The sequence below is a fragment of the Paraburkholderia flagellata genome, from assembly GCF_021390645.1.
Lineage (GTDB): Bacteria > Pseudomonadota > Gammaproteobacteria > Burkholderiales > Burkholderiaceae > Paraburkholderia > Paraburkholderia flagellata.
In genome coordinates, this window is the sequence record NZ_JAJEJT010000001.1 from 670,389 (window position 1) to 688,928 (window position 18,540).

Below are 18,540 nucleotides of genomic sequence, written 5' to 3' on the forward strand. Positions count from 1 at the left end.
TTGCCCCATGATCATTCCCGACGCTGAAGCGCTGTATTGCGCCCTTCTCGACGAGATCCGCGCGGCGTATCACGCCGATGCGTTCGACGCGCCCGGCGGCGTGGCGATCGTCGGCATTCATAGCGGCGGCGCGTGGATCGCCGAGCGGCTCGCACATGACGTCGGGGCGCTCGAATGGGGCGTGCTCAACGTTGCGCTGCACCGCGACGATTATGCGAAGAAAGGCCTGCACAGCAAGGCTAGCCCGACGGCGCTGCCCTTCGCGGTGGAAGGCCGCCACATTCTGCTCGTCGACGACGTGCTTTTCACGGGCCGCACCGTACGCGCTGCGCTCAACGAACTCTATGACTACGGGCGGCCGGCCTCTGTCGAACTCGCGGTGCTCGCCGAACGCGGCGGGCGCGAACTGCCGGTGACTGCGCGTTTTACCGGCGGCGCGGTGAGCGTCGGTGCACGCGAAACGCTTGTGCTCGCACACAGCGCCGATGGCCGCTTCGCCTTTTACGTCGAGCCGGGCAGCGGCGCCTGACGCGCGCATCGAACACATTCGACGGCAGACGTACAGGCACGCACGCTGGCCACGCGCCGCTCATCACATCCAGGATTCAAGCGATGAACACACAGCCCACGCCCGCAGCGTCCCCAGCGGACGACAAGCGTTTTCGCTACGGCTTTCTCAAGGGCAATCCGCAGCTCACGAAGAACGGTGAACTCAAGCATCTGCTGTCGATCGAAGGCTTGTCGCGCGCGATCCTCACGCACGTTCTCGACACCGCCACGCAGTTCGTGAGCGTGACCGACCGCGACGTGAAGAAGGTGCCGCTGTTGCGCGGCAAGTCAGTGTTCAACCTGTTCTTCGAAAACTCCACACGCACGCGAACCACATTTGAGATCGCGGCCAAGCGTCTCTCGGCGGACGTGCTTAACCTGAACATCAACGCTTCGTCGACGAGCAAGGGCGAGTCGCTGCTCGACACCATTGGCAACCTTTCGGCGATGCACGCCGACATGTTCGTCGTGCGCCACGCGTCGAGCGGCGCGCCGTACCTGATCGCCGAACACTGCGCGCCGCACGTGCACGTGATCAATGCCGGCGACGGCCGCCACGCGCACCCGACACAAGGGCTGCTCGACATGTACACGATCCGCCACTACAAGCGCGATTTCACGAATCTGCGTGTGGCAATCGTGGGCGACATCCTGCATTCGCGTGTGGCGCGCTCGGACATTCATGCGCTCACCACGCTCGGCGTGCCCGAGGTGCGCGCGATTGGCCCGCGTACGCTGCTGCCGGGCGGTCTCGAGCAGATGGGCGTGCGCGTGTTTCATAACCTCGATGAAGGCCTGAAAGACGTCGACGTCATCATCATGCTGCGCCTGCAGAACGAACGCATGAGCGGCGCGCTGCTGCCTTCCGCGCAGGAGTACTTCAAGAGCTGGGGATTGACGCCCGAGCGCCTCGCGCTCGCCGCACCCGATGCGATCGTCATGCATCCGGGGCCGATGAATCGGGGCGTGGAAATCGACTCGCAGGTCGCCGACGGTCCGCAGTCGGTGATCCTCGATCAGGTGAGCTTTGGCATTGCGGTGCGCATGGCGGTGATGGGCATCGTCGCCGGGAACAACGATTGAAGCGGCGAGAACGATAAGGGCAGCAGATGAAGATTCATATTCAAGGCGGTACGCTGATCGATCCGGCGGCAGGCACCGAACAGCAGCAGGACGTGTACATCGAAGCGGGCAAGATCGCCGCGCTTGGCGTAGCACCCGCGGGCTTTCAGGCAGACCGGACGCTCGATGCGCGTGACCTTGTGGTTGCGCCCGGTCTCGTCGACCTGAGTGCGCGTCTGCGCGAGCCGGGCTACGAGCACAAGGCCACGCTCGACTCGGAGATGAACGCGGCGCTCGCGGGCGGCGTGACGAGCCTCGTGTGCCCGCCCGACACCGATCCGGTGCTCGACGAAGCGGGCCTGGTCGAGATGCTCAAGCACCGTGCGGGCAAGCTCGCGCGTGCGCGTGTGCATCCGCTCGGAGCGTTGACCGTAGGCCTGAAAGGGCAGGTGATCACTGAGATGGTGTCGTTGACCGAGGCGGGCTGCATCGGCTTCACGCAGGCCGACGCGCCGATTGCCGATACGCAGGTCCTGCTGCGCGCGCTGCAATACGCGAGCACCTATGGCTACGCCGTGTGGCTGCGACCGCAAGACGCATATCTCTCTAAGGGTGGTGTGGCCGCGAGCGGCGCGCTGGCATCGCGCCTGGGTCTCTCTGGCGTGCCGGTGAGCGCGGAGACGATTGCGCTGCATACGCTTTTCGAACTGATGCGCGTGACGGGTGCGCGCGTGCACGTGCAGCATCTTTCGTCGGCAGCGGGCGTTGCGCTCGTGCGTGCCGCGAAAGCCGAGGGCCTGCCTGTGACCTGCGACGTGACGGCCAACCATCTGCATCTGATCGACATGGACATCGGCTATTTCGACGCGCAGTTCCGGCTCGACCCGCCGCTACGCCAGCAGCGTGATCGCGAGGCGATACGCGCGGGTCTCGCCGACGGCGCGATCGATGCGATCTGCTCGCAGCACACGCCCGTGGACGATGACGAAAAGCTGCTGCCCTTCGCCGAAGCGACGCCGGGTGCGACGGGCCTCGAGTTGTTCCTCTCGCTCACGGTGAAATGGGCGCAGGAAGCGCGCGTGCCGCTCGCGAAGGCGCTCGCCCATGTGACGTCGGCGCCGGCCGCCGTGATGCAGCGTGACGCGGGAAGGCTCGCCGTGGGCGCGAGCGCGGACCTCTGCGTGTTCGATCCCCATGCGCACTGGCGTGTCGAGCCGCGCGCACTCAGGAGCCAGGGGCACAACACGCCGTTCCTCGGCTACGAACTGCCCGCCGTGGTTCGCGCGACGGTGGTGGCGGGGCGGGTGGGGTTCGAGCGCGGGGTCGATTGAGGTCGCGAACGCGCATGACAGATTTGTGTCATCCGGGTCTGCTAGGATTTCGCGATTCAGCCTATCGTCAAACATGAGCCTTTTCATTCGCAAGACCCGCCTGCTCGCACATCTACTGCGTGGCGCCTTGACCGTTGCGATGCGTTTTCCGCGCGCGAGTGCCGATCAGCGCCACGCCATGAACCGTGCATGGTCCCTCAAGATGCTCGAGCTGTGCGGCATGAAGCTCGTCGTGCACAACGACGCGGCGCGGCTCGACGCCGGCGCGCTCGTTGTGAGCAACCACATTTCGTGGATCGACATTTACGTGATCAATGCGTGGCGTCCCACGCCGTTCGTCTCGAAGGCTGAGATCCGCCATTGGCCGCTCATTGGCTGGTTTGCGCAGAATCTCGACACCGTGTTCGTTGAGCGCGAGAAGCGCAGCGACGCGCGCCGCATCATGCATGAGCTGGCCGAGCGTCTCACGCGGGGGGAGCTCATGTGCGTGTTTCCTGAGGGCACGACGTCGGACGGCCGCGCGCTCCTGCCGTTTCACTCGAACATGTTCCAGGCGGCGGTGTCGGCTGGGAGGCCTGTGCAGCCGCTTTGCATTCTGTATGAGGATGCGCAGGGGCGGCAGTCGGTGGCGCCGGCGTATATCGACGACCTCTCGCTCAAGGATTCGCTCGACGCGATGCTCAAGGCTGGACCGCTGACCGCTCATGTTTACGTGGGCGAAGCGATCGAGGCCGGTGACGACCGGCGCAAGCTGGCGGCTCGCGCGCAGGAGGCGGTGGGGCAGGCGTTGGAGACGATGCAGGGTGAGCCGGAGCATATGCAGGGACCCGGGGCCGTTCAGGTATCGTGACGCCCCGTCGCGTGATCGAAAGCAAAACAATCAAGGCAGGACAGTCATCATGGATCGCACGAAACTCGGCGCGCGCATCGTGGAGCGCCTCGAAGCAGAAAGCGCGTGATTGCGCGAACAATGGTCGCTATCCGGACGAGTATCTCTATGCTGGCGGCATCTCGATGACGGGGCCGGGCCACATCCTTAACCCGCATCGCGACAGTTCGCATGACAAGGATCGCGAGTGTTATCGTGTACTGAATCTGCTCTATTGCGTTTCGCCGGATTGGTCGCTAGAGAAGGGCGGCAATCTCGAAGTCTGGCCGGAAGGCACGAAAGCCGAGCCCACCACGATTGTCAGCCGCTTCAACCGCCTCGCGGTGATGGTGGCGAACCAGCACTCGTGGCATTCGGTGTCGAAGAACACGAGCACGGAGCAGCGCTGCTGTGTGTCGAATTACTACTTCTCGAATCACCCGGTGGGCGACGCCGAATACTTTCACCCGACCTCGTTTCGCGGGTGACCCGACGAGCCCGTGCGCGATATCGTGCTACAGGTCGACGCCGCCGCGCGTGGACTCGTGCGACGCGCATTTCCCAAAGGGGTGAAGAGCATCACTCACGTGTACAACAAGAAGCACTGAACGTAGCCGGCGGCGTTCAGCCGGAGGTCGCGCGGCAGCTTTCGCATGGCACCTGCGTGAGGATGCGTTCGTGTGGGTTGGCGACGAGGTGCACTGCCGAGAGCTGCTCACCCCAGGCGCAGCCGGAGTCCAGCCCGACCAGATTCTTGCGCAAGGTGAGGCCAAGCGCTGCCCAATGACCGAACACCACCGTGATATCAGCCGTCTTGCGCTCGGGTACGTCGAACCATGGCATGAAGCCCGGCGGGGCGGAATCGAGACCGCCGCTCGAGGAGAAGTCCATCACGCCTTCGCGATCGCAAAAGCGCAGGCGTGTCAGCGCGTTGCTGGTCACGCGCAGCCGGTCGATTCCTGTTAAGTCCTTCGACCAGCAGTTTGGCTCGTTGCCATACAGGCCGGCGAGCGTATCCCGCCAGTTGTCGCGTCGCAACGCTCTTTCAAGTTCGTGCGCGAGTTCCATCGTGAGATCGGCGTCCCATTGCGGCAACACGCCTGCATGCACCATCAGCATTCCGTTCTCGTAATGCGCGATCGGGCGGTGACGCACCCAGTGAAGCAGGTCTTCGGCGTCGGGCGCGTTAAGAATCGCGTCAATGGTGTCGCCTTTCTTCGATTTGCGGATACCGGCTGAAACCGAGAGCAGATGCAGATCGTGATTGCCAAGCACGGCGACGCCGCGCTCACCGAGCGCGATCACCTCGCGCAGCGTCTCCAGCGACTCGGGACCGCGATTGATGAGGTCGCCCGCGAACCACAGTGGTGTGTCGGGCGAGGGCGCGGCTTTGGCAAGCAGTTCGCGAAACGGCGTGAGGCAGCCCTGCAGATCGCCGAAGGCGAGTGGGGCTGTGTGCGGCGCGTGCATGGTCATTAAATCGGAATCAGTTGCGGTACGGCACAGGGCAAAAGGGTAACGCTATCACAGGAATAGTTTTACCGCGTGGAGTGACGGGCAAGTGACGCAAGTGCTCAATGCAACCCGACGATATGACCCAGAAAACGGGCAACTTCATTGTTATCGCGCGGCAGGCCCGAGCGTTGGCCGCAATCGTATAGTTGCTTAAGTGTCAAATCGCAATTTGTCAAGCTGTTTCAAGATGTTAGCGGTATGGTATTCGCTCAGGCTGGCCTTATAATTGTGGGTCATAAAATCAGAGCCAGAAGTATGCCAGGTGGTTGAGAGAGGGTATTTGCTCGTCAAGCAGCCATTTTTACAGCATTCTTTCGAGCACTCTGAGTCCGGGGGCGTCAGGCCAGAGTTGCTATCAAACAGAGCTATAAAGGAGTTCCATGATTCTCGTGACGGGCGGTGCCGGCTTTATCGGTGCCAACTTTGTGCTTGACTGGCTGCGTCAATCGGATGAAGCCGTTCTGAACGTAGACAAGTTGACCTACGCGGGCAATCTTGGAACGTTGAAATCCCTGCAAGGCAATCCGAAGCACGTCTTCGCGCGTGTGGACATTTGCGACCGTGCCGCACTCGACGCGCTTTTCGCTGAGCATAAGCCACGTGCGGTGGTGCATTTCGCCGCAGAAAGCCACGTCGACCGCTCGATTCATGGTCCTGCCGATTTTGTTCAGACGAATGTGGTCGGCACCTTTACGTTGCTGGAAGCAACTCGCCAGTACTGGAGCGGTCTGCCCGAAACCGAAAAGGCTGCATTCCGTTTCCTGCATGTGTCCACCGACGAAGTGTTCGGCTCGCTCTCCGCAACCGATCCGCAGTTCTCGGAAACCACGCCGTATGCGCCCAACAGCCCATACTCGGCGACCAAGGCCGGCTCGGATCATCTCGTGCGTGCGTACCATCACACGTACGGTCTGCCCACGCTCACCACGAACTGCTCGAACAACTACGGCCCGTACCAGTTCCCCGAAAAGCTCATTCCGCTGATGATTGCCAATGCGCTCGCCGGCAAGGCGCTGCCAGTTTACGGCGACGGTCAGAACGTGCGCGACTGGCTCTACGTGGGCGACCATTGCAGCGCGATTCGTGAAGTGCTCGCGCGTGGCCAGAGCGGCGAAACGTATAACGTCGGTGGCTGGAACGAAAAGAAGAATCTCGAAGTCGTGCATACGCTGTGCGACCTGCTCGACGAACTGCGTCCGAAGGCCGCAGGTTCGTACCGCGCCCAGATCACCTATGTGACCGATCGTCCCGGTCATGACCGCCGTTACGCGATCGACGCGCGCAAGCTCGAGCGCGATCTCGGCTGGAAGCCCGCTGAAACGTTTGAAACCGGTCTTGCGAAGACCGTGCGCTGGTATCTCGACAACCAGGCGTGGGCTGACGAAGTGGCCTCTGGCGACTATCGCAAATGGGTCGAAACGAACTACGCGCAGCGCGCGTAAAGGTAGTCAACATGGCGCGCAAAGGCATTATTCTCGCCGGCGGTTCCGGCACGCGGCTCTATCCGATCACCCATGCGGTCTCGAAGCAGCTGCTGCCGGTGTACGACAAACCGATGATCTACTACCCGCTGTCGACGCTGATGATCGCGGGTATCCGTGACGTGCTCATCATCTCGACGCCGCAGGACACGCCACGCTTCGAGTCCATGCTCGGCGATGGCAGCCAGTGGGGCATGAACATCCAGTACGCGGTGCAGCCGTCGCCGGACGGTCTTGCGCAGGCGTTCATCATCGGCAAGGACTTCGTGGGCAACGATCCGTCGGCGCTCATCCTTGGCGACAACATCTTCTACGGCCACGATCTAGCGAAGCAGCTCGAGCGCGCAAGTGCGCAGGAGTCGGGCGCGACGGTGTTCGCGTACCACGTGCACGATCCGGAGCGCTATGGCGTGGTCGAGTTCGACAAGGGGTTTCGTGCGCTGTCGATCGAAGAAAAGCCCGCGCAGCCGCGCTCGAACTACGCAGTCACGGGCCTGTACTTCTACGACAATCGTGTTTGCGACATCGCGGCGGACATCAAGCCGTCGGCGCGTGGCGAGCTGGAAATTACCGATGTCAATTCGCGCTACCTGAGCGACGGCGCGCTCAACGTCGAGATCATGGGGCGCGGCTATGCGTGGCTCGACACTGGTACGCACGACTCACTGATCGAGGCGGCGACGTTTATCGCGACCTTGCAAAAGCGCCAGGGGCTCGTGGTCGCATGCCCTGAGGAAATTGCGTACCGCCAGTCGTGGATTGGCGCCGAGCAACTTCAGGCGCTCGCCAAGCCGCTCGCCAAGAATGGCTACGGGAAGTATTTGTTGAACATTCTCATGGATCAGGTCGCATGGCCATCACGATAACCGCTACGGCACTTCCCGAAGTCAAAATCATCGAGCCGAAGGTGTTCGGCGATGCGCGTGGCTACTTTTACGAGAGCTTCAACGGCCGCGAGTTCGAGGAATTGGTCGAGCCTGGTATCGTATTCGTGCAGGACAACCATTCGCGTTCGGCGAAGGGCGTTTTGCGCGGGTTGCACTATCAGATCCAGCGTGCGCAGGGCAAGCTCGTGCGCGTAGTGGAAGGTGACGTATTCGACGTGGCCGTCGACTTGCGCCGCAGCTCGCCGAATTTCGGCAAGTGGGTAGGTGCGCACCTTTCGGCCGAGAATCATCGTCAGCTGTGGGTGCCGCCGGGCTTTGGCCACGGCTTCGTCGTGTTGTCGGAGTCCGCGCAGTTCCTCTACAAGACGACCGACTACTGGTTCCCCGAGCACGAGCGCAGCATTGTGTGGAACGACGCTGACATCGGCATTCAATGGCCGATAGACTTTGAACCGCTGCTGGCGGCTAAGGATGCTGCGGGTAAGCGGCTGGCCGAAGCCGAAGTGTATGCGTGAGGGTGCGATGGACAAGAAGCCGACGATTCTCGTCACGGGTGTGAGCGGACAGGTGGGCTATGAGCTGCTGCGCAGTCTGCAAGGGCTTGGGCGTGTGATTGGCCTTGACCGCGCAGCGCTCGATCTCGCCGATCTCGGTTGTGTGAGAGACGTCGTGCGCGCTACAAAGCCTGCGATCATCGTGAATCCCGCAGCGTATACGGCAGTGGACAAGGCCGAATCGGATGAAGCGATGGCGCGGCGGCTGAACGCTGAAGCGCCGCGCGTGCTGGCTGAAGAGGCCGCACGGTGCGGTGCAACGTTGATCCATTATTCGACCGACTACGTGTTCGACGGCACGAAGGATGCGCCGTATTCGGAAGACGACGCCACGAACCCGCAGAACGTTTATGGCGCGACGAAGCTCGAAGGCGAGCAGGCCATAACGGCAAGCGGCTGCTCGCATCTGATACTGCGTACAAGCTGGGTGTATGGGCGGCGCGGGAAAAACTTCCTGCTCACGATGCTGAAGCTCGGCACGGAGCGTCCGGAGCTGCGCATCGTCGCCGATCAGATCGGCGCGCCGACCTGGTCGAGAACAATCGCCGACGCGACGTCGCATATTGTCGCACAGGGCCTCGCGGCGCATGACGCCGCATGGTGGGCGCAGCGTTCTGGCATCTACCACTTCACTGCTTCGGGTTCGACGTCGTGGTACGGGTTTGCCCAAGCGATCTTTGCCAGCGCGCTCGGCGAACTCGCGCCGAAGGCGGTGCCGATTCCTGCGAGCGACTATCCCGTTCCGGCGAAGCGTCCGGCGAACTCACGGCTGGCGCTCGGCAAGCTGAACCAGACGTTCGGGTTGTCGATGCCTGCCTGGGACGACGCGCTGCGCCTGTGCCTGAGTGAGTAACTTGAGCGGACACCCCGCCCGTTGTGAGCGGGCGGGCATCGTGGTCGTTTTCTATCGCCCCGATGAGGCTTGCGTTGCCCGTGCGAACCGGCTGGTACAAGCGTGGCCGTGCGTGGTCGTCGACAACACGGAACAGCGCTCGACCGCGAGCGCGCTGGGCCTGGACGCGCGAATTGACTATGTGGCGAATGGCCGGAACCTCGGCATCGCGACTGCGCTGAACCAGGGTGTGGAGCGCCTCGTTGCAGCAGGCTGTACAAGCGCGCTGCTGTTCGATCAGGACAGCGAGCCGTCCGTGGAATTGCTCGACGCGTTGCCGCAGACGATGGCGGACGAGCGCATGCGCAACGCGCGGGTCGCGCTGATCGGCCCCGCTTATGAAGACGCGCGGCTTGGCGGCGTGGCACCATTTGTCCGCTTTGGTGCGCTAAAGTTGCGTCGGATCGCGCCAGTGGGAACGGAACTGGTCGATGTCGATTTTCTGATCACGTCGGGCTCGTGTGTCAATCTTGCAGTCTGGCGCGACATTGGTCCAATGGAAGATCAGTTGTTTATCGACTTCGTGGATCTGGAGTGGTGCGTTCGGGCGAAAGCGAAGGGCTTTGCCGTGCTGGGTGCGCCTGCGCTGCGGCTCACGCATGAACTTGGCGGCGAGCCCGTTCTCGTTTTCGGGCGTAGCTATCCCGGTCATGGCCCGGTGCGCCACTATTATCTGTTTCGCAATGCTACGGCGTTGATCAAGCGGGGCTACGTGCCTTGGAGCTGGAAATCGACGGAGCTCGTCAAGATGCCGGTGCGGCTGGCGATCTACGGCATCTTCATGCGGCCGCGTTTCGCTCATCTGCGGTTATCGCTGCTTGGCCTGTGGCACGGGCTGATCGGGCGCACGGGGGCGCTCTGAGGCGCCCCGGCGGCGGTCTTGCAACACGTTGTCAAATCACTTTCAAAAACTCGCATGTTGACTCTTTCACTTACTGACCTTAAGCAAAGCCTTGCTTCGTGGCGCTTATGGACCTTGCTTGGCTGGCTCGAAATCCGCCAGCGCTACGCGCGCTCCCGGATCGGGCCCTTCTGGCTGACCATCAGCATGGGCGTGCTGATTGCCTCGCTTGGCGTTGTGTACGGCACGCTCTTCGGCCAGCCGATGCATGACTATCTGCCGTTCCTCGCGGCGAGCCTCGTGCTGTGGGGGCTGTTCTCGCAGACCATCAACGAAGGCAGCCTGGCGTATATCAACAGCGCCTCGTATATCCGGCAGATGTCCACGCCCAAGCTCATTTACATGCTTCAGGTAGTGTGGCGCAACTTGATCGTGACGGCCCATAATTTCGTGATCATCATTGGACTGCTGCTGATCTTCGGTGTGAAGGACTGGGAGATCCTACCGCTCTTCATTCCGGCCGTGCTGATCTTCATCCTGAACGCACTCTGGATCTCAATGGTGGCGGGCCTGCTCTCGGCGCGTTTTCGCGATCTTCCGCAGATCATCAGCGCGCTGCTCCAGGTCGCGTTCTACATCACGCCGATCATTTTCCGCCCAAATGCATTGAATCGTTTCTCGTTCATCGTCGAATGGAATCCACTGGCCTATTTGATCGACGTCGTGCGCGGTCCCCTGATCGGGCAAATGCCGAGCGCGCTGACCTGGGGCATCACGATCGGCATGGCCGTGATCGGCTGGCCGATCGCGCTGCTGCTGACGGGCCGTTATCTCAAGCGCATTCCCTACTGGATCTGACAAGCAAGACATGGCATTCATCGAACTGAAGAACGTGAACCTGGACTTGCCGATCTTCGACGTGCAAGGGCGTTCACTCAAGAAACAAATGATGCGCGTGGGCCGGCGCAACCGTATCGCCGAAGACAACGACGGCGTGATCGTCGTGCGCGCGCTCGACGACGTGAATCTGCGCTTCGACCGTGGTGACCGTATTGGCCTGATCGGACCCAACGGTGCAGGCAAGTCAACACTGCTGCGTGCGCTGGCCGGCATTTACCCTCCGACGGCAGGCACCGTCACGCGCGAGGGGCGCGCCGTGCCGCTGCTCGATATCAGCCTCGGGATTGACGAAAACTCCACGGGCATGCAGAACATTCGTCTGCGCGGCCTGCTGCTCGGCATGTCAGACACCGAGGTTCGTGCGAAGCAACAGGAAATCGCCGACTTCTGCGAGTTGGGCGACTACCTCGATCTGCCGATGCGCACTTATTCGAGCGGGATGAAGGTGCGTCTCGCGTTCGCCGTGTCGACAGCCGTCGACGCCGAGATTCTGCTGCTCGACGAAGTGATGGGCGTAGGCGACGCATCGTTCATGCACAAGGCCGAAGCGCGTCTTGCCGATCTGCGCAGGCGCGCGGAGATCGTGGTGCTCGCCATGCACTCGAACTCCGAGATCCGGCGCGTGTGTAACAAGGCACTCTGGATGGAGCGTGGTCGCGTCCGGGCGTTTGGCCCTGTGGAAGACGTGGTGTCGCAGTACGAGGCGGCCACAGCGTGACCGCCCCTGCACGCTGTGGCTGGCGTGTGAACGTTCGCTATCGTGCAGGAATTCAGACGGCGAATGACCGGCTGCCGGCTAGCGCGAATGCTTGCGGCGGTGCTGATCAAAAAATAACTACCGTGGGCACGACGAGCGCCGGCATGATGGCGCCGGCCGCTCCGCGACAGGATGCAGAGCAAATTGAAGCTATCGGATGTACGTTCGCTCTTGAGTCGGGTCACCGGTGGCGGTGGCCTCGGTGCCGCCGTGCGCAAGGCGTACGGCGTGTATCGTCGCGAGGGCTTCACGGGCGTGCGGGACAAACTCATCTGGCTGCGCGCGGGCGCGCCGGGCGGTATCAATCAGGATGACTATGCGAAATGGGTCCGCCTGCATGACCAGATCGACGACCCGACGCGCGCAGCCATTCGCGAGCGCGTCGCGGCGCTCGCGCACGCGCCGTGCATATCAGTGGTTGTGCCAGTCTACAACCCGAAGCCTGAATGGCTCGCCGATGCCATTGAGTCGGTGCGCGCGCAGCTTTATCCGCACTGGGAACTCTGCATTGCCGACGACGTATCGACCGATCCCGCCATTCGTCCGCTGCTCGAGCGCTACGCTCGCGAAGACGAGCGCATCAAGGTGGTGTTTCGTGAGACGAATGGCCATATCTCGGCTGCGTCGAATAGCGCGCTCGAACTCGTGACGGGTGAGTGGGTTGCCCTCCTCGACCACGACGACCTGTTGCCCGAGCACGCGCTTTATTGCGTGGCCGAGACGATTGTCAAACACCCCGAGACGCGGATGATCTATTCGGACGAGGATAAGATCGACGCGTCCGGCGAACGGCGCGATCCGTATTTCAAATGCGCATGGAATCCCGAACTGTTCTATTCGCAGAACATGTTCAGCCACCTGGGCGTGTTTCAGAAGGCATTGCTCGACGAAGTCGGCGGATTCCGCATGGGCTATGAAGGCTCGCAGGACTACGATCTGGCGCTGCGCTGCATCGAGCGCGTGGATGCCGCCGCCATCCGGCATATTCCGCGCGTGCTTTATCACTGGCGCGTTCATGCGGCGAGCACGGCCTCGACGTCGGAGGCGAAGCCCTATGCGGCCATCGCCGGCGAGCGCGCGCTCAACGAGCACTTCGCGCGGCGGGGTCTCGACTGGCAGGCCGAGTATCTCGGCTACGGCTATCGCGTGCGCCGGGGCTTGCCCGCGCAGGCGCCGTTAGTGAGCCTGATCGTGCCGACGCGCAACGCGCAAGAATTGCTGCAGCGGTGCATCGACAGCATCCTGCAGAAAACGGCCTACCCGAACTACGAAATCATCGTGGTGGACAACGGGTCGGACGAACCGCAGGCCCTGCGCTATCTCGAGAGCATTGTCGAGGACCCGCGTATCCGCGTGCTGCGCGATGACGGGCCGTTCAACTATTCCGCATTGAACAATGCCGCGGTGGAGCATGCGGCAGGCACGCTCGTCGGGCTCGTCAACAACGACATCGAGGTCATTGCGTCTGACTGGCTTTCCGAACTGGTCGCGCTCGCGCTGCAGCCCGATGTTGGAGCGGCGGGCGCGAAGCTGCTCTACGCAGACGATACGGTTCAGCACGCCGGGCTCGTGCTCGGCATAGGCGGCGTGGCCGGCAATATCGGCAAGCGTTTTCCGCGCGCGGCGCGCGGCTACTTCGGGCGGGTGGCGCTGACTGGCGCGTTCTCCGCGGTGACGGCTGCCTGTCTCGTCGTGCGCAAGGCCGTTTATCAGGAAGTGGGCGGTCTGAACGAGAAGGACTTGGCCGTCGCCTACAACGACGTCGATTTTTGTCTACGTCTTGGTGAAGCGGGTTACCGCAATGCGTGGAGCCCGTTTGCGGAGCTGTATCACCACGAATCGGCCACGCGCGGCCACGACGACGATCCGGAGCGGCGTGCGCGCCTCGAGCGGGAGGCCGGCTACATGATGCGGCATTGGGGCGAGCGTCTCGGTGAAGATCCTTGCTACAGCCCCAACCTCTCGCTGATGCGCGACGATTTTGATTTGGCCTGGCCTCCCCGCGTGGAGCCACTGGTGCCTACGCCCGCTGCTCGCGGCGCGGCGGCGGACATGACCGTTTGAAGCAAGACCATTTAACGGAGTTAACGTGAACGTATTCCCTGTAGTTCTATGCGGCGGCAGCGGCACGCGCTTGTGGCCGATGTCGCGTGGCGGCTATCCGAAGCAGTATTTGAAGCTCACGGGGAGCGACACGTTGGTGCAGCAGACAGTGAGGCGCCTGGACGGCGTCGAGAACGTCGCGGCGCCGATCGTCATCACCAACAACGAGCAGCGCTTTCTGGTTGCCGATCAGTTGCGCACCATCGACGTTTCGCCCTCTGCGATCGTGCTTGAGCCGATCGGACGCAACACCGCTCCGGCTGTGGCTGCCGCGGCGTTGCTCGCGATGGAACACGATCCGGATGCGCTGCTGTTGATACTGCCGTCTGACCATGTGATTCTCGCGGAGGATGTTTTTGCGCAGATCGCCGCGACGGCGCGCGACATCGCCGCGAAGGGCAACCTGGTCACCTTTGGCGTCGAGCCCGCGAAACCCCACACGGGTTACGGCTACATCCGCAGCGGCAAGCCGCTCGAAGGACGCGACGGCGCCTGGCATGTCGAAGCATTCACCGAGAAGCCCGATGCTCCGACTGCAGAGCGCTTTGTGGCCGAAGGCGGGTACTACTGGAACAGCGGCATGTTCATGATGAAAGCGTCGGTCTACCTCGAAGAGCTAGCCCGCTTCGAACCGCAGGTCCTCGAGCAGGTCCGCCTCTCGGTGTCCGGCGCGAAGCGTGACGACGACTTCATCCGGCTTGAACCGCAGGCATTCGAGGTAAGCCCCAATATCTCGATCGACTACGCGGTGATGGAGAAGACCGCGCGTGCAGTCATGGTCGCCGCCCGCGGCCTCAAGTGGAGCGATATCGGTTCATGGTCGGCGCTTGCGGAGATCTCAGAGAAGGACGCGGATGGAAACACGCTGCACGGCGACGTCCTCATCGACGGCGTGTCTGGCAGTTACATTCGCGCTGAACACCGCATGGTCGCGGCAATTGGTGTGAAAGATCTCGTTATCGTCGAGACGGCGGATGCGCTGCTCGTTGCGCATCGCGATCAGTCCGAGCGCGTCAAAAAGATCGTCGAGCGGCTGAGCGCGCTGGGCCGTCACGAGTCGGTTACTCATCGTAAGGTAATCCGGCCTTGGGGATCGTATGAAGGCATCGATCAGGGCGAGCGATTCCAGGTCAAGCGCATCGTCGTGAGCCCGGGCGCGTCGCTCAGCCTCCAGATGCACCATCACCGCGCGGAACACTGGGTCGTCGTGCGCGGCACGGCGCGCGTGTCCAACGGCGATCAGGTGTTACTGCTCACAGAGAATCAGTCGACCTATATCCCGGTAGGCGTGACTCACCGCCTCGAAAATCCCGGCAAGATTCCGCTCGAATTGATCGAGGTCCAGTCGGGGGCGTATCTGGGCGAAGACGACATCGTCCGTTTCGACGATCACTATGGGAGAGTGCCGACGTCCGTCTAACAACAGGCGCGCTCGCCGCAGCAGCGGCGGGCGCTGAAGAGTTGCCGCCGCCCCGGCCTGCTTAACAATCCAAAGCAATCATGGATATTGAAACTGCACTGAAAAAGACCCTGCTCGCCATTCCGTCCATCAACGGAGGGAAGTTGTTAGAGCGCATGCTGCCCACGCTGCGAATTCCGGGCGAACTGGTCGTGGTGCTGGATCAGGGAAGCACGGACGAAACCGAGGAGGTTTGCCGCAAGGCGGGGGTCGTTCTGAGGCAACTGGGGCGGCCGCATACGTACACGGAGGCATGCAACATCGGCGCGGAGATGGCCCGCGAGCGCGGTTGCGATTTCGTGTTCGTTGCCAACAACGACATCACGTTCACGACGGACGTGATGCGCGAGTTGCTCACCGAGTTGCTCAAGGATCCGCACCTCGGCATAGTCGCGCCAGCGCAGATGATCATCGACCAGGCCGCAGGCATCCGAGAGCTGGCCTATCGGGGGTTCTGGGACCTCGATTCGCTCACATTCGCACACGATTTCAGGACGCCGGCCGGCAACAGCCAGCGCCTCGAATCGGACTTCTGCGAGCTGACGATGGTCGGGGTGCGTATGTCGGCGATCGATGAGATCGGCTTTCTCGACAACGAATACGGCTTCTACCACGAGGATGCGGATTTCGGCTTCCGCTTGCGCGACTCAGGCTATACCTGCGCGTATCTGCCCAATTCGCAAATCGAGCACTGGACGAGTTCGACGTTTTCTTCGCAGCCTTCGCAGCGCAAGCTCGACTATCTCGAGAAGAACAAGCGTCTGTTTTCGAAGAAGTTCCTCGGGTACGGCGTGGCACACCGCCACCACAACTCGATGGAAGCGAACTCCTGGAACATCATCAACAAGAATCTGCACCCGTATCTGAAGCGGTATGGGCTGATCAATCCGTCGGCTCCCGAACTGATTTTCTCGCATCCGGGCGCGCGGCCGTTCGATTATCTCTATACAGTCTGGGAAACGTCGGCGCTGCCGGAGCCCTGGCTTGCCTACAAGGATCACTATAAGGTGGTAATGGCGCCTTCGCGCTGGGTGACCGACGTGATGAAGCAAGTTGGGTTCAACCGCGTACACTACGTGCCGCACGGCATTGAAAGTGACGTCTTCCAGCCGTGGGGCGCGTCGATGCGCTTCGCGGACGGCAAGACGTTCCTGTGGTTCGCGAGTAATCAGCATCGCAAGGGGCTCGACGTGATGATCAAGGCCTGGCAAGCCTTCTATCGCAGCCGCCCCGGGGCGAGGCTCATCCTGATGGGCACGAAGATCCTTGAGGCGATGTCGGCGCCGGACAGTTCGCGCGTCTGGCGCAACTTCCGCGTGGCCGAATACCCGGCGCAAGGCATCTACGTCTACGAGAGCATCGCGCCAATGGACGAGGAGTTTCTCGCCACCATTTACCGCAGCGTCGATTTCACCGTTTGCTCGTCGCGTTCCGAAGGCTTCGGCTTCGGCGTGGCCGAATCGATGGCGTGCGGTACGCCGTCAATTTTCGGCAATTTCGGCGGCACAGCTGATTTCGCCATGCCAGGTGCACTGACGTACGACGGACTCGTTAGCGTGGCCGACTATTCCGACAAAGGCTTTGGCAGGGTCGGCAACTGGTGGGAGCCCTCCGTCGAGCAACTGACTGCGAGGCTGCTCGAAGCGAATGACATGGATGCGCAGCGCTACACGGAGCTTTCCGAGGCGGGCGTGCGCACTGTGCGCACGAAATTCTCGTGGCGCGAGAGTGCCCTCGCGGTTCGACGGGCACTGATCGCCGAGAATCAGGAGAGACGGCCGGTTGCGGCGCTGGGTTCGATCGCGCTGACGCGCCCGGGACGCGCCGCGGGGAAAGGTCTGCTGGCGTCGTCGCAGGGGGCGGCACGCCCCGTGAAGGTGGGGCCGCACGTCCGCTGGCAAGGCATGCTCGCGCGCGGCATTCGGCGCGGTGGTTTTTTTGCGACGTTTTTCGCTGACCGGCTCGAACAGGCTGGCTGGAAATACGCGTTTTCCGCGTCGTCAAAGCACTTGGTCGGCCCGTATTTCCGAGCGCGTGGGCAATGGCTCAAGGGCCGCATGCAAGGCAAACGGCAGGTGCAGCCGGGGGCGTGGTCCGCGCCCACGCCGATCCGCTTGTCGACGAAGCCCAAGGAGTTGCGTGATGGCGTACGCTTCATCGGTTACGTCGAGGGCGCGTTGGGTTTGGGACAGTCTTTGCGCGCGAACCTGATGGCAGCGGAGACGGCCGATATGCAGTTCGCCATTTATCCGTTCCGTAAGGGTATCGAGACGCGCATGATCGCGCCGTTCATGCCGAATCGGTACGACTTCGATCATCCGTATAAGGTCAACGTGATTCTGGTTGCGTGCGATCAGTTGCCCACCGTCTACGGTTCGGTCGATCCAGCACTCTACTCGCAGTCGTACAATATTCTTTGCACGTATTGGGAGCTTCCGCGAGCGCCGGAGGCATGGCGCGAGTACCTGACGCAGATCGACGAAATCTGGGCGCCCAATCACTTCATCGCCAAAGCGTTTTCCCATATCTTTGACGGTCCGATTGTCGTCGTGCCCGCGGCCATGGATGATACGGGCGCGGATCATCCGGGGCGTGCGCACTACGGTCTGGACGAAGGGCGTTTCTATTTCATGTTCAGCTTCGATTATTTTTCGTCGCCGGCCAGAAAGAATCCCCTTGGTGTGGTCAGAGCATTTCAGGAAGCATTCCCGCGCGGCGACGAAAACGTTGGTCTCGTGATCAAGTCGACCGGTGCGCCGGATCAAGGCCACGACATCAAGACGGCAATTACGGATGCGATGGAGCAGGACCCGCGAATCAAGCTGTTCGACGAGAACATGCCGCGCGACGAGATGCTTGGCCTGATTCATGCGTCGGACGCCTACGTCTCGCTGCACCGCGCGGAAGGGTTCGGGCTTGGCATGGCCGAGGCATTGACCTTTGGCCGCATTGTGATCGGAACGGATTTTTCGGGCAATCAGGACTTCCTGACCGAAGAAACGGGGTATCCGGTACCGTTCAGGATGCGTCCCCTTCAGCCTGGCGAGTATCACTGGTCGGAGGGCCAGTCCTGGGCAGAACCCGATCACGACGCAGCTGTGCGAATCATGCGCAGCGTCGCGGTGGATCCCACGGAAGGCCGGCAGCGGGGCAAGGCTGGCCGCGAGCGCGTATTGCAGCGCTATAGTCCTGTACCGGTGGGGCAGGCGATGCGCGAGCGGCTCGACGAACTCCAGGCAAAGTTTCGATCCGAAGAATGATCGAATATACTCGTTTGCTGCTAAGGGAGGACGGTCCCTTAGCGCTGATTTGAATGAGAGGGAAGCGTCTTGACCCGCGAT

16 protein-coding genes are annotated in these 18,540 nt (G+C 62.0%); 15 read left to right on the top strand and 1 reads right to left on the bottom strand.

Features of this window, described 5'->3' with window-relative positions; translation table 11 throughout:
- Positions 1-7 precede the first annotated feature (7 nt).
- The 5 genes from pyrR (at position 8) to L0U83_RS02950 (ending at position 4,298) form a co-directional block, all read left to right on the top strand.
- Complete coding sequence (pyrR, locus tag L0U83_RS02930) at positions 8-529, top strand: bifunctional pyr operon transcriptional regulator/uracil phosphoribosyltransferase PyrR (protein WP_233880340.1); 522 nt, start codon at positions 8-10, stop codon at positions 527-529.
- Positions 530-612: 83 nt separating this feature from the next.
- A complete protein-coding gene (locus L0U83_RS02935) occupies positions 613-1,632 on the top strand; it encodes an aspartate carbamoyltransferase catalytic subunit (protein ID WP_158757154.1) in 1,020 nt (339 codons plus the stop codon).
- A 26-nt stretch (positions 1,633-1,658) separates the two neighbouring features.
- A complete protein-coding gene (locus tag L0U83_RS02940; RefSeq protein ID WP_233880342.1) occupies positions 1,659-2,942 on the top strand; it encodes a dihydroorotase in 1,284 nt (427 codons plus the stop codon).
- Between the two features lie 73 nt (positions 2,943-3,015).
- Positions 3,016-3,792 carry a lysophospholipid acyltransferase family protein gene (locus L0U83_RS02945; protein ID WP_233880344.1) on the top strand — a complete coding sequence of 259 codons (777 nt, stop codon included), beginning with the start codon at positions 3,016-3,018 and terminating at the stop codon, positions 3,790-3,792.
- An 11-nt stretch (positions 3,793-3,803) separates the two neighbouring features.
- Positions 3,804-4,298, top strand: coding sequence for a 2OG-Fe(II) oxygenase (locus L0U83_RS02950; RefSeq protein ID WP_233880346.1), 495 nt, complete (start codon positions 3,804-3,806; stop codon positions 4,296-4,298).
- A 136-nt stretch (positions 4,299-4,434) separates the two neighbouring features.
- Here the strand turns inward: L0U83_RS02950 and L0U83_RS02955 are convergent, their stop codons facing one another.
- The gene (locus L0U83_RS02955) at positions 4,435-5,280 is read right to left on the bottom strand and encodes a symmetrical bis(5'-nucleosyl)-tetraphosphatase (RefSeq protein WP_373320964.1); all 846 of its coding nucleotides are present in this window, start codon (positions 5,278-5,280) and stop codon (positions 4,435-4,437) included.
- 425 nt (positions 5,281-5,705) lie between these two features.
- On the opposite strand from L0U83_RS02955, the gene rfbB reads away from it, so the two are divergent.
- The 10 genes from rfbB to L0U83_RS03005 all read left to right on the top strand — a co-directional run bounded on the left by rfbB (position 5,706) and on the right by L0U83_RS03005 (position 18,459).
- Entirely contained in the window at positions 5,706-6,767 is a 1,062-nt protein-coding gene (gene rfbB / locus L0U83_RS02960) for a dTDP-glucose 4,6-dehydratase (protein WP_233880350.1), read from the top strand.
- Between the two features lie 11 nt (positions 6,768-6,778).
- Positions 6,779-7,672: a glucose-1-phosphate thymidylyltransferase RfbA gene (gene rfbA / locus L0U83_RS02965; protein ID WP_233880352.1), complete on the top strand. Its 894-nt coding sequence runs from the start codon at positions 6,779-6,781 to the stop codon at positions 7,670-7,672.
- Entirely contained in the window at positions 7,657-8,208 is a 552-nt protein-coding gene (gene rfbC / locus L0U83_RS02970) for a dTDP-4-dehydrorhamnose 3,5-epimerase (RefSeq protein ID WP_233880354.1), read from the top strand. The genes rfbA and rfbC overlap by 16 nt, the downstream gene beginning before the upstream one ends.
- 7 nt (positions 8,209-8,215) lie before the next feature.
- Positions 8,216-9,100, top strand: a complete 885-nt coding sequence (rfbD, locus tag L0U83_RS02975; protein ID WP_373320966.1) for a dTDP-4-dehydrorhamnose reductase — start codon at positions 8,216-8,218, stop codon at positions 9,098-9,100.
- A gap of 1 nt (position 9,101) precedes the next feature.
- A complete protein-coding gene (locus L0U83_RS02980; RefSeq protein WP_233880358.1) occupies positions 9,102-10,001 on the top strand; it encodes a glycosyltransferase family 2 protein in 900 nt (299 codons plus the stop codon).
- Between the two features lie 54 nt (positions 10,002-10,055).
- Positions 10,056-10,838: an ABC transporter permease gene (locus L0U83_RS02985; protein WP_233880360.1), complete on the top strand. Its 783-nt coding sequence runs from the start codon at positions 10,056-10,058 to the stop codon at positions 10,836-10,838.
- 10 nt (positions 10,839-10,848) lie between these two features.
- On the top strand, positions 10,849-11,598 hold the full coding sequence (locus L0U83_RS02990) for an ABC transporter ATP-binding protein (RefSeq protein WP_233880362.1): 750 nt from the start codon (positions 10,849-10,851) through the stop codon (positions 11,596-11,598).
- 183 nt (positions 11,599-11,781) lie between these two features.
- A complete protein-coding gene (locus L0U83_RS02995; protein ID WP_233880364.1) occupies positions 11,782-13,701 on the top strand; it encodes a glycosyltransferase family 2 protein in 1,920 nt (639 codons plus the stop codon).
- Positions 13,702-13,726: 25 nt separating this feature from the next.
- Positions 13,727-15,160, top strand: coding sequence for a mannose-1-phosphate guanylyltransferase/mannose-6-phosphate isomerase (locus tag L0U83_RS03000; RefSeq protein ID WP_308445014.1), 1,434 nt, complete (start codon positions 13,727-13,729; stop codon positions 15,158-15,160).
- Positions 15,161-15,240: 80 nt separating this feature from the next.
- Complete coding sequence (locus tag L0U83_RS03005) at positions 15,241-18,459, top strand: glycosyltransferase (RefSeq protein WP_233880366.1); 3,219 nt, start codon at positions 15,241-15,243, stop codon at positions 18,457-18,459.
- Positions 18,460-18,540: the final 81 nt, after the last annotated feature.

Bases quoted from the DNA above. Each gene is read 5' to 3' on its own strand.
- pyrR (WP_233880340.1), top strand. From the start codon at position 8: ATGATCATTCCCGACGCTGAAGCGCTGTATTGCGCCCTTCTCGACGAG.
- L0U83_RS02935 (WP_158757154.1), top strand. From the start codon at position 613: ATGAACACACAGCCCACGCCCGCAGCGTCCCCAGCGGACGACAAGCGT.
- L0U83_RS02940 (WP_233880342.1), top strand. From the start codon at position 1,659: ATGAAGATTCATATTCAAGGCGGTACGCTGATCGATCCGGCGGCAGGC.
- L0U83_RS02945 (WP_233880344.1), top strand. From the start codon at position 3,016: ATGAGCCTTTTCATTCGCAAGACCCGCCTGCTCGCACATCTACTGCGT.
- L0U83_RS02955 (WP_373320964.1), bottom strand. From the start codon at position 5,280: ATGCACGCGCCGCACACAGCCCCACTCGCCTTCGGCGATCTGCAGGGC.
- rfbB (WP_233880350.1), top strand. From the start codon at position 5,706: ATGATTCTCGTGACGGGCGGTGCCGGCTTTATCGGTGCCAACTTTGTG.
- rfbA (WP_233880352.1), top strand. From the start codon at position 6,779: ATGGCGCGCAAAGGCATTATTCTCGCCGGCGGTTCCGGCACGCGGCTC.
- rfbC (WP_233880354.1), top strand. From the start codon at position 7,657: ATGGCCATCACGATAACCGCTACGGCACTTCCCGAAGTCAAAATCATC.
- rfbD (WP_373320966.1), top strand. From the start codon at position 8,216: ATGGACAAGAAGCCGACGATTCTCGTCACGGGTGTGAGCGGACAGGTG.
- L0U83_RS02985 (WP_233880360.1), top strand. From the start codon at position 10,056: ATGTTGACTCTTTCACTTACTGACCTTAAGCAAAGCCTTGCTTCGTGG.
- L0U83_RS02990 (WP_233880362.1), top strand. From the start codon at position 10,849: ATGGCATTCATCGAACTGAAGAACGTGAACCTGGACTTGCCGATCTTC.
- L0U83_RS03005 (WP_233880366.1), top strand. From the start codon at position 15,241: ATGGATATTGAAACTGCACTGAAAAAGACCCTGCTCGCCATTCCGTCC.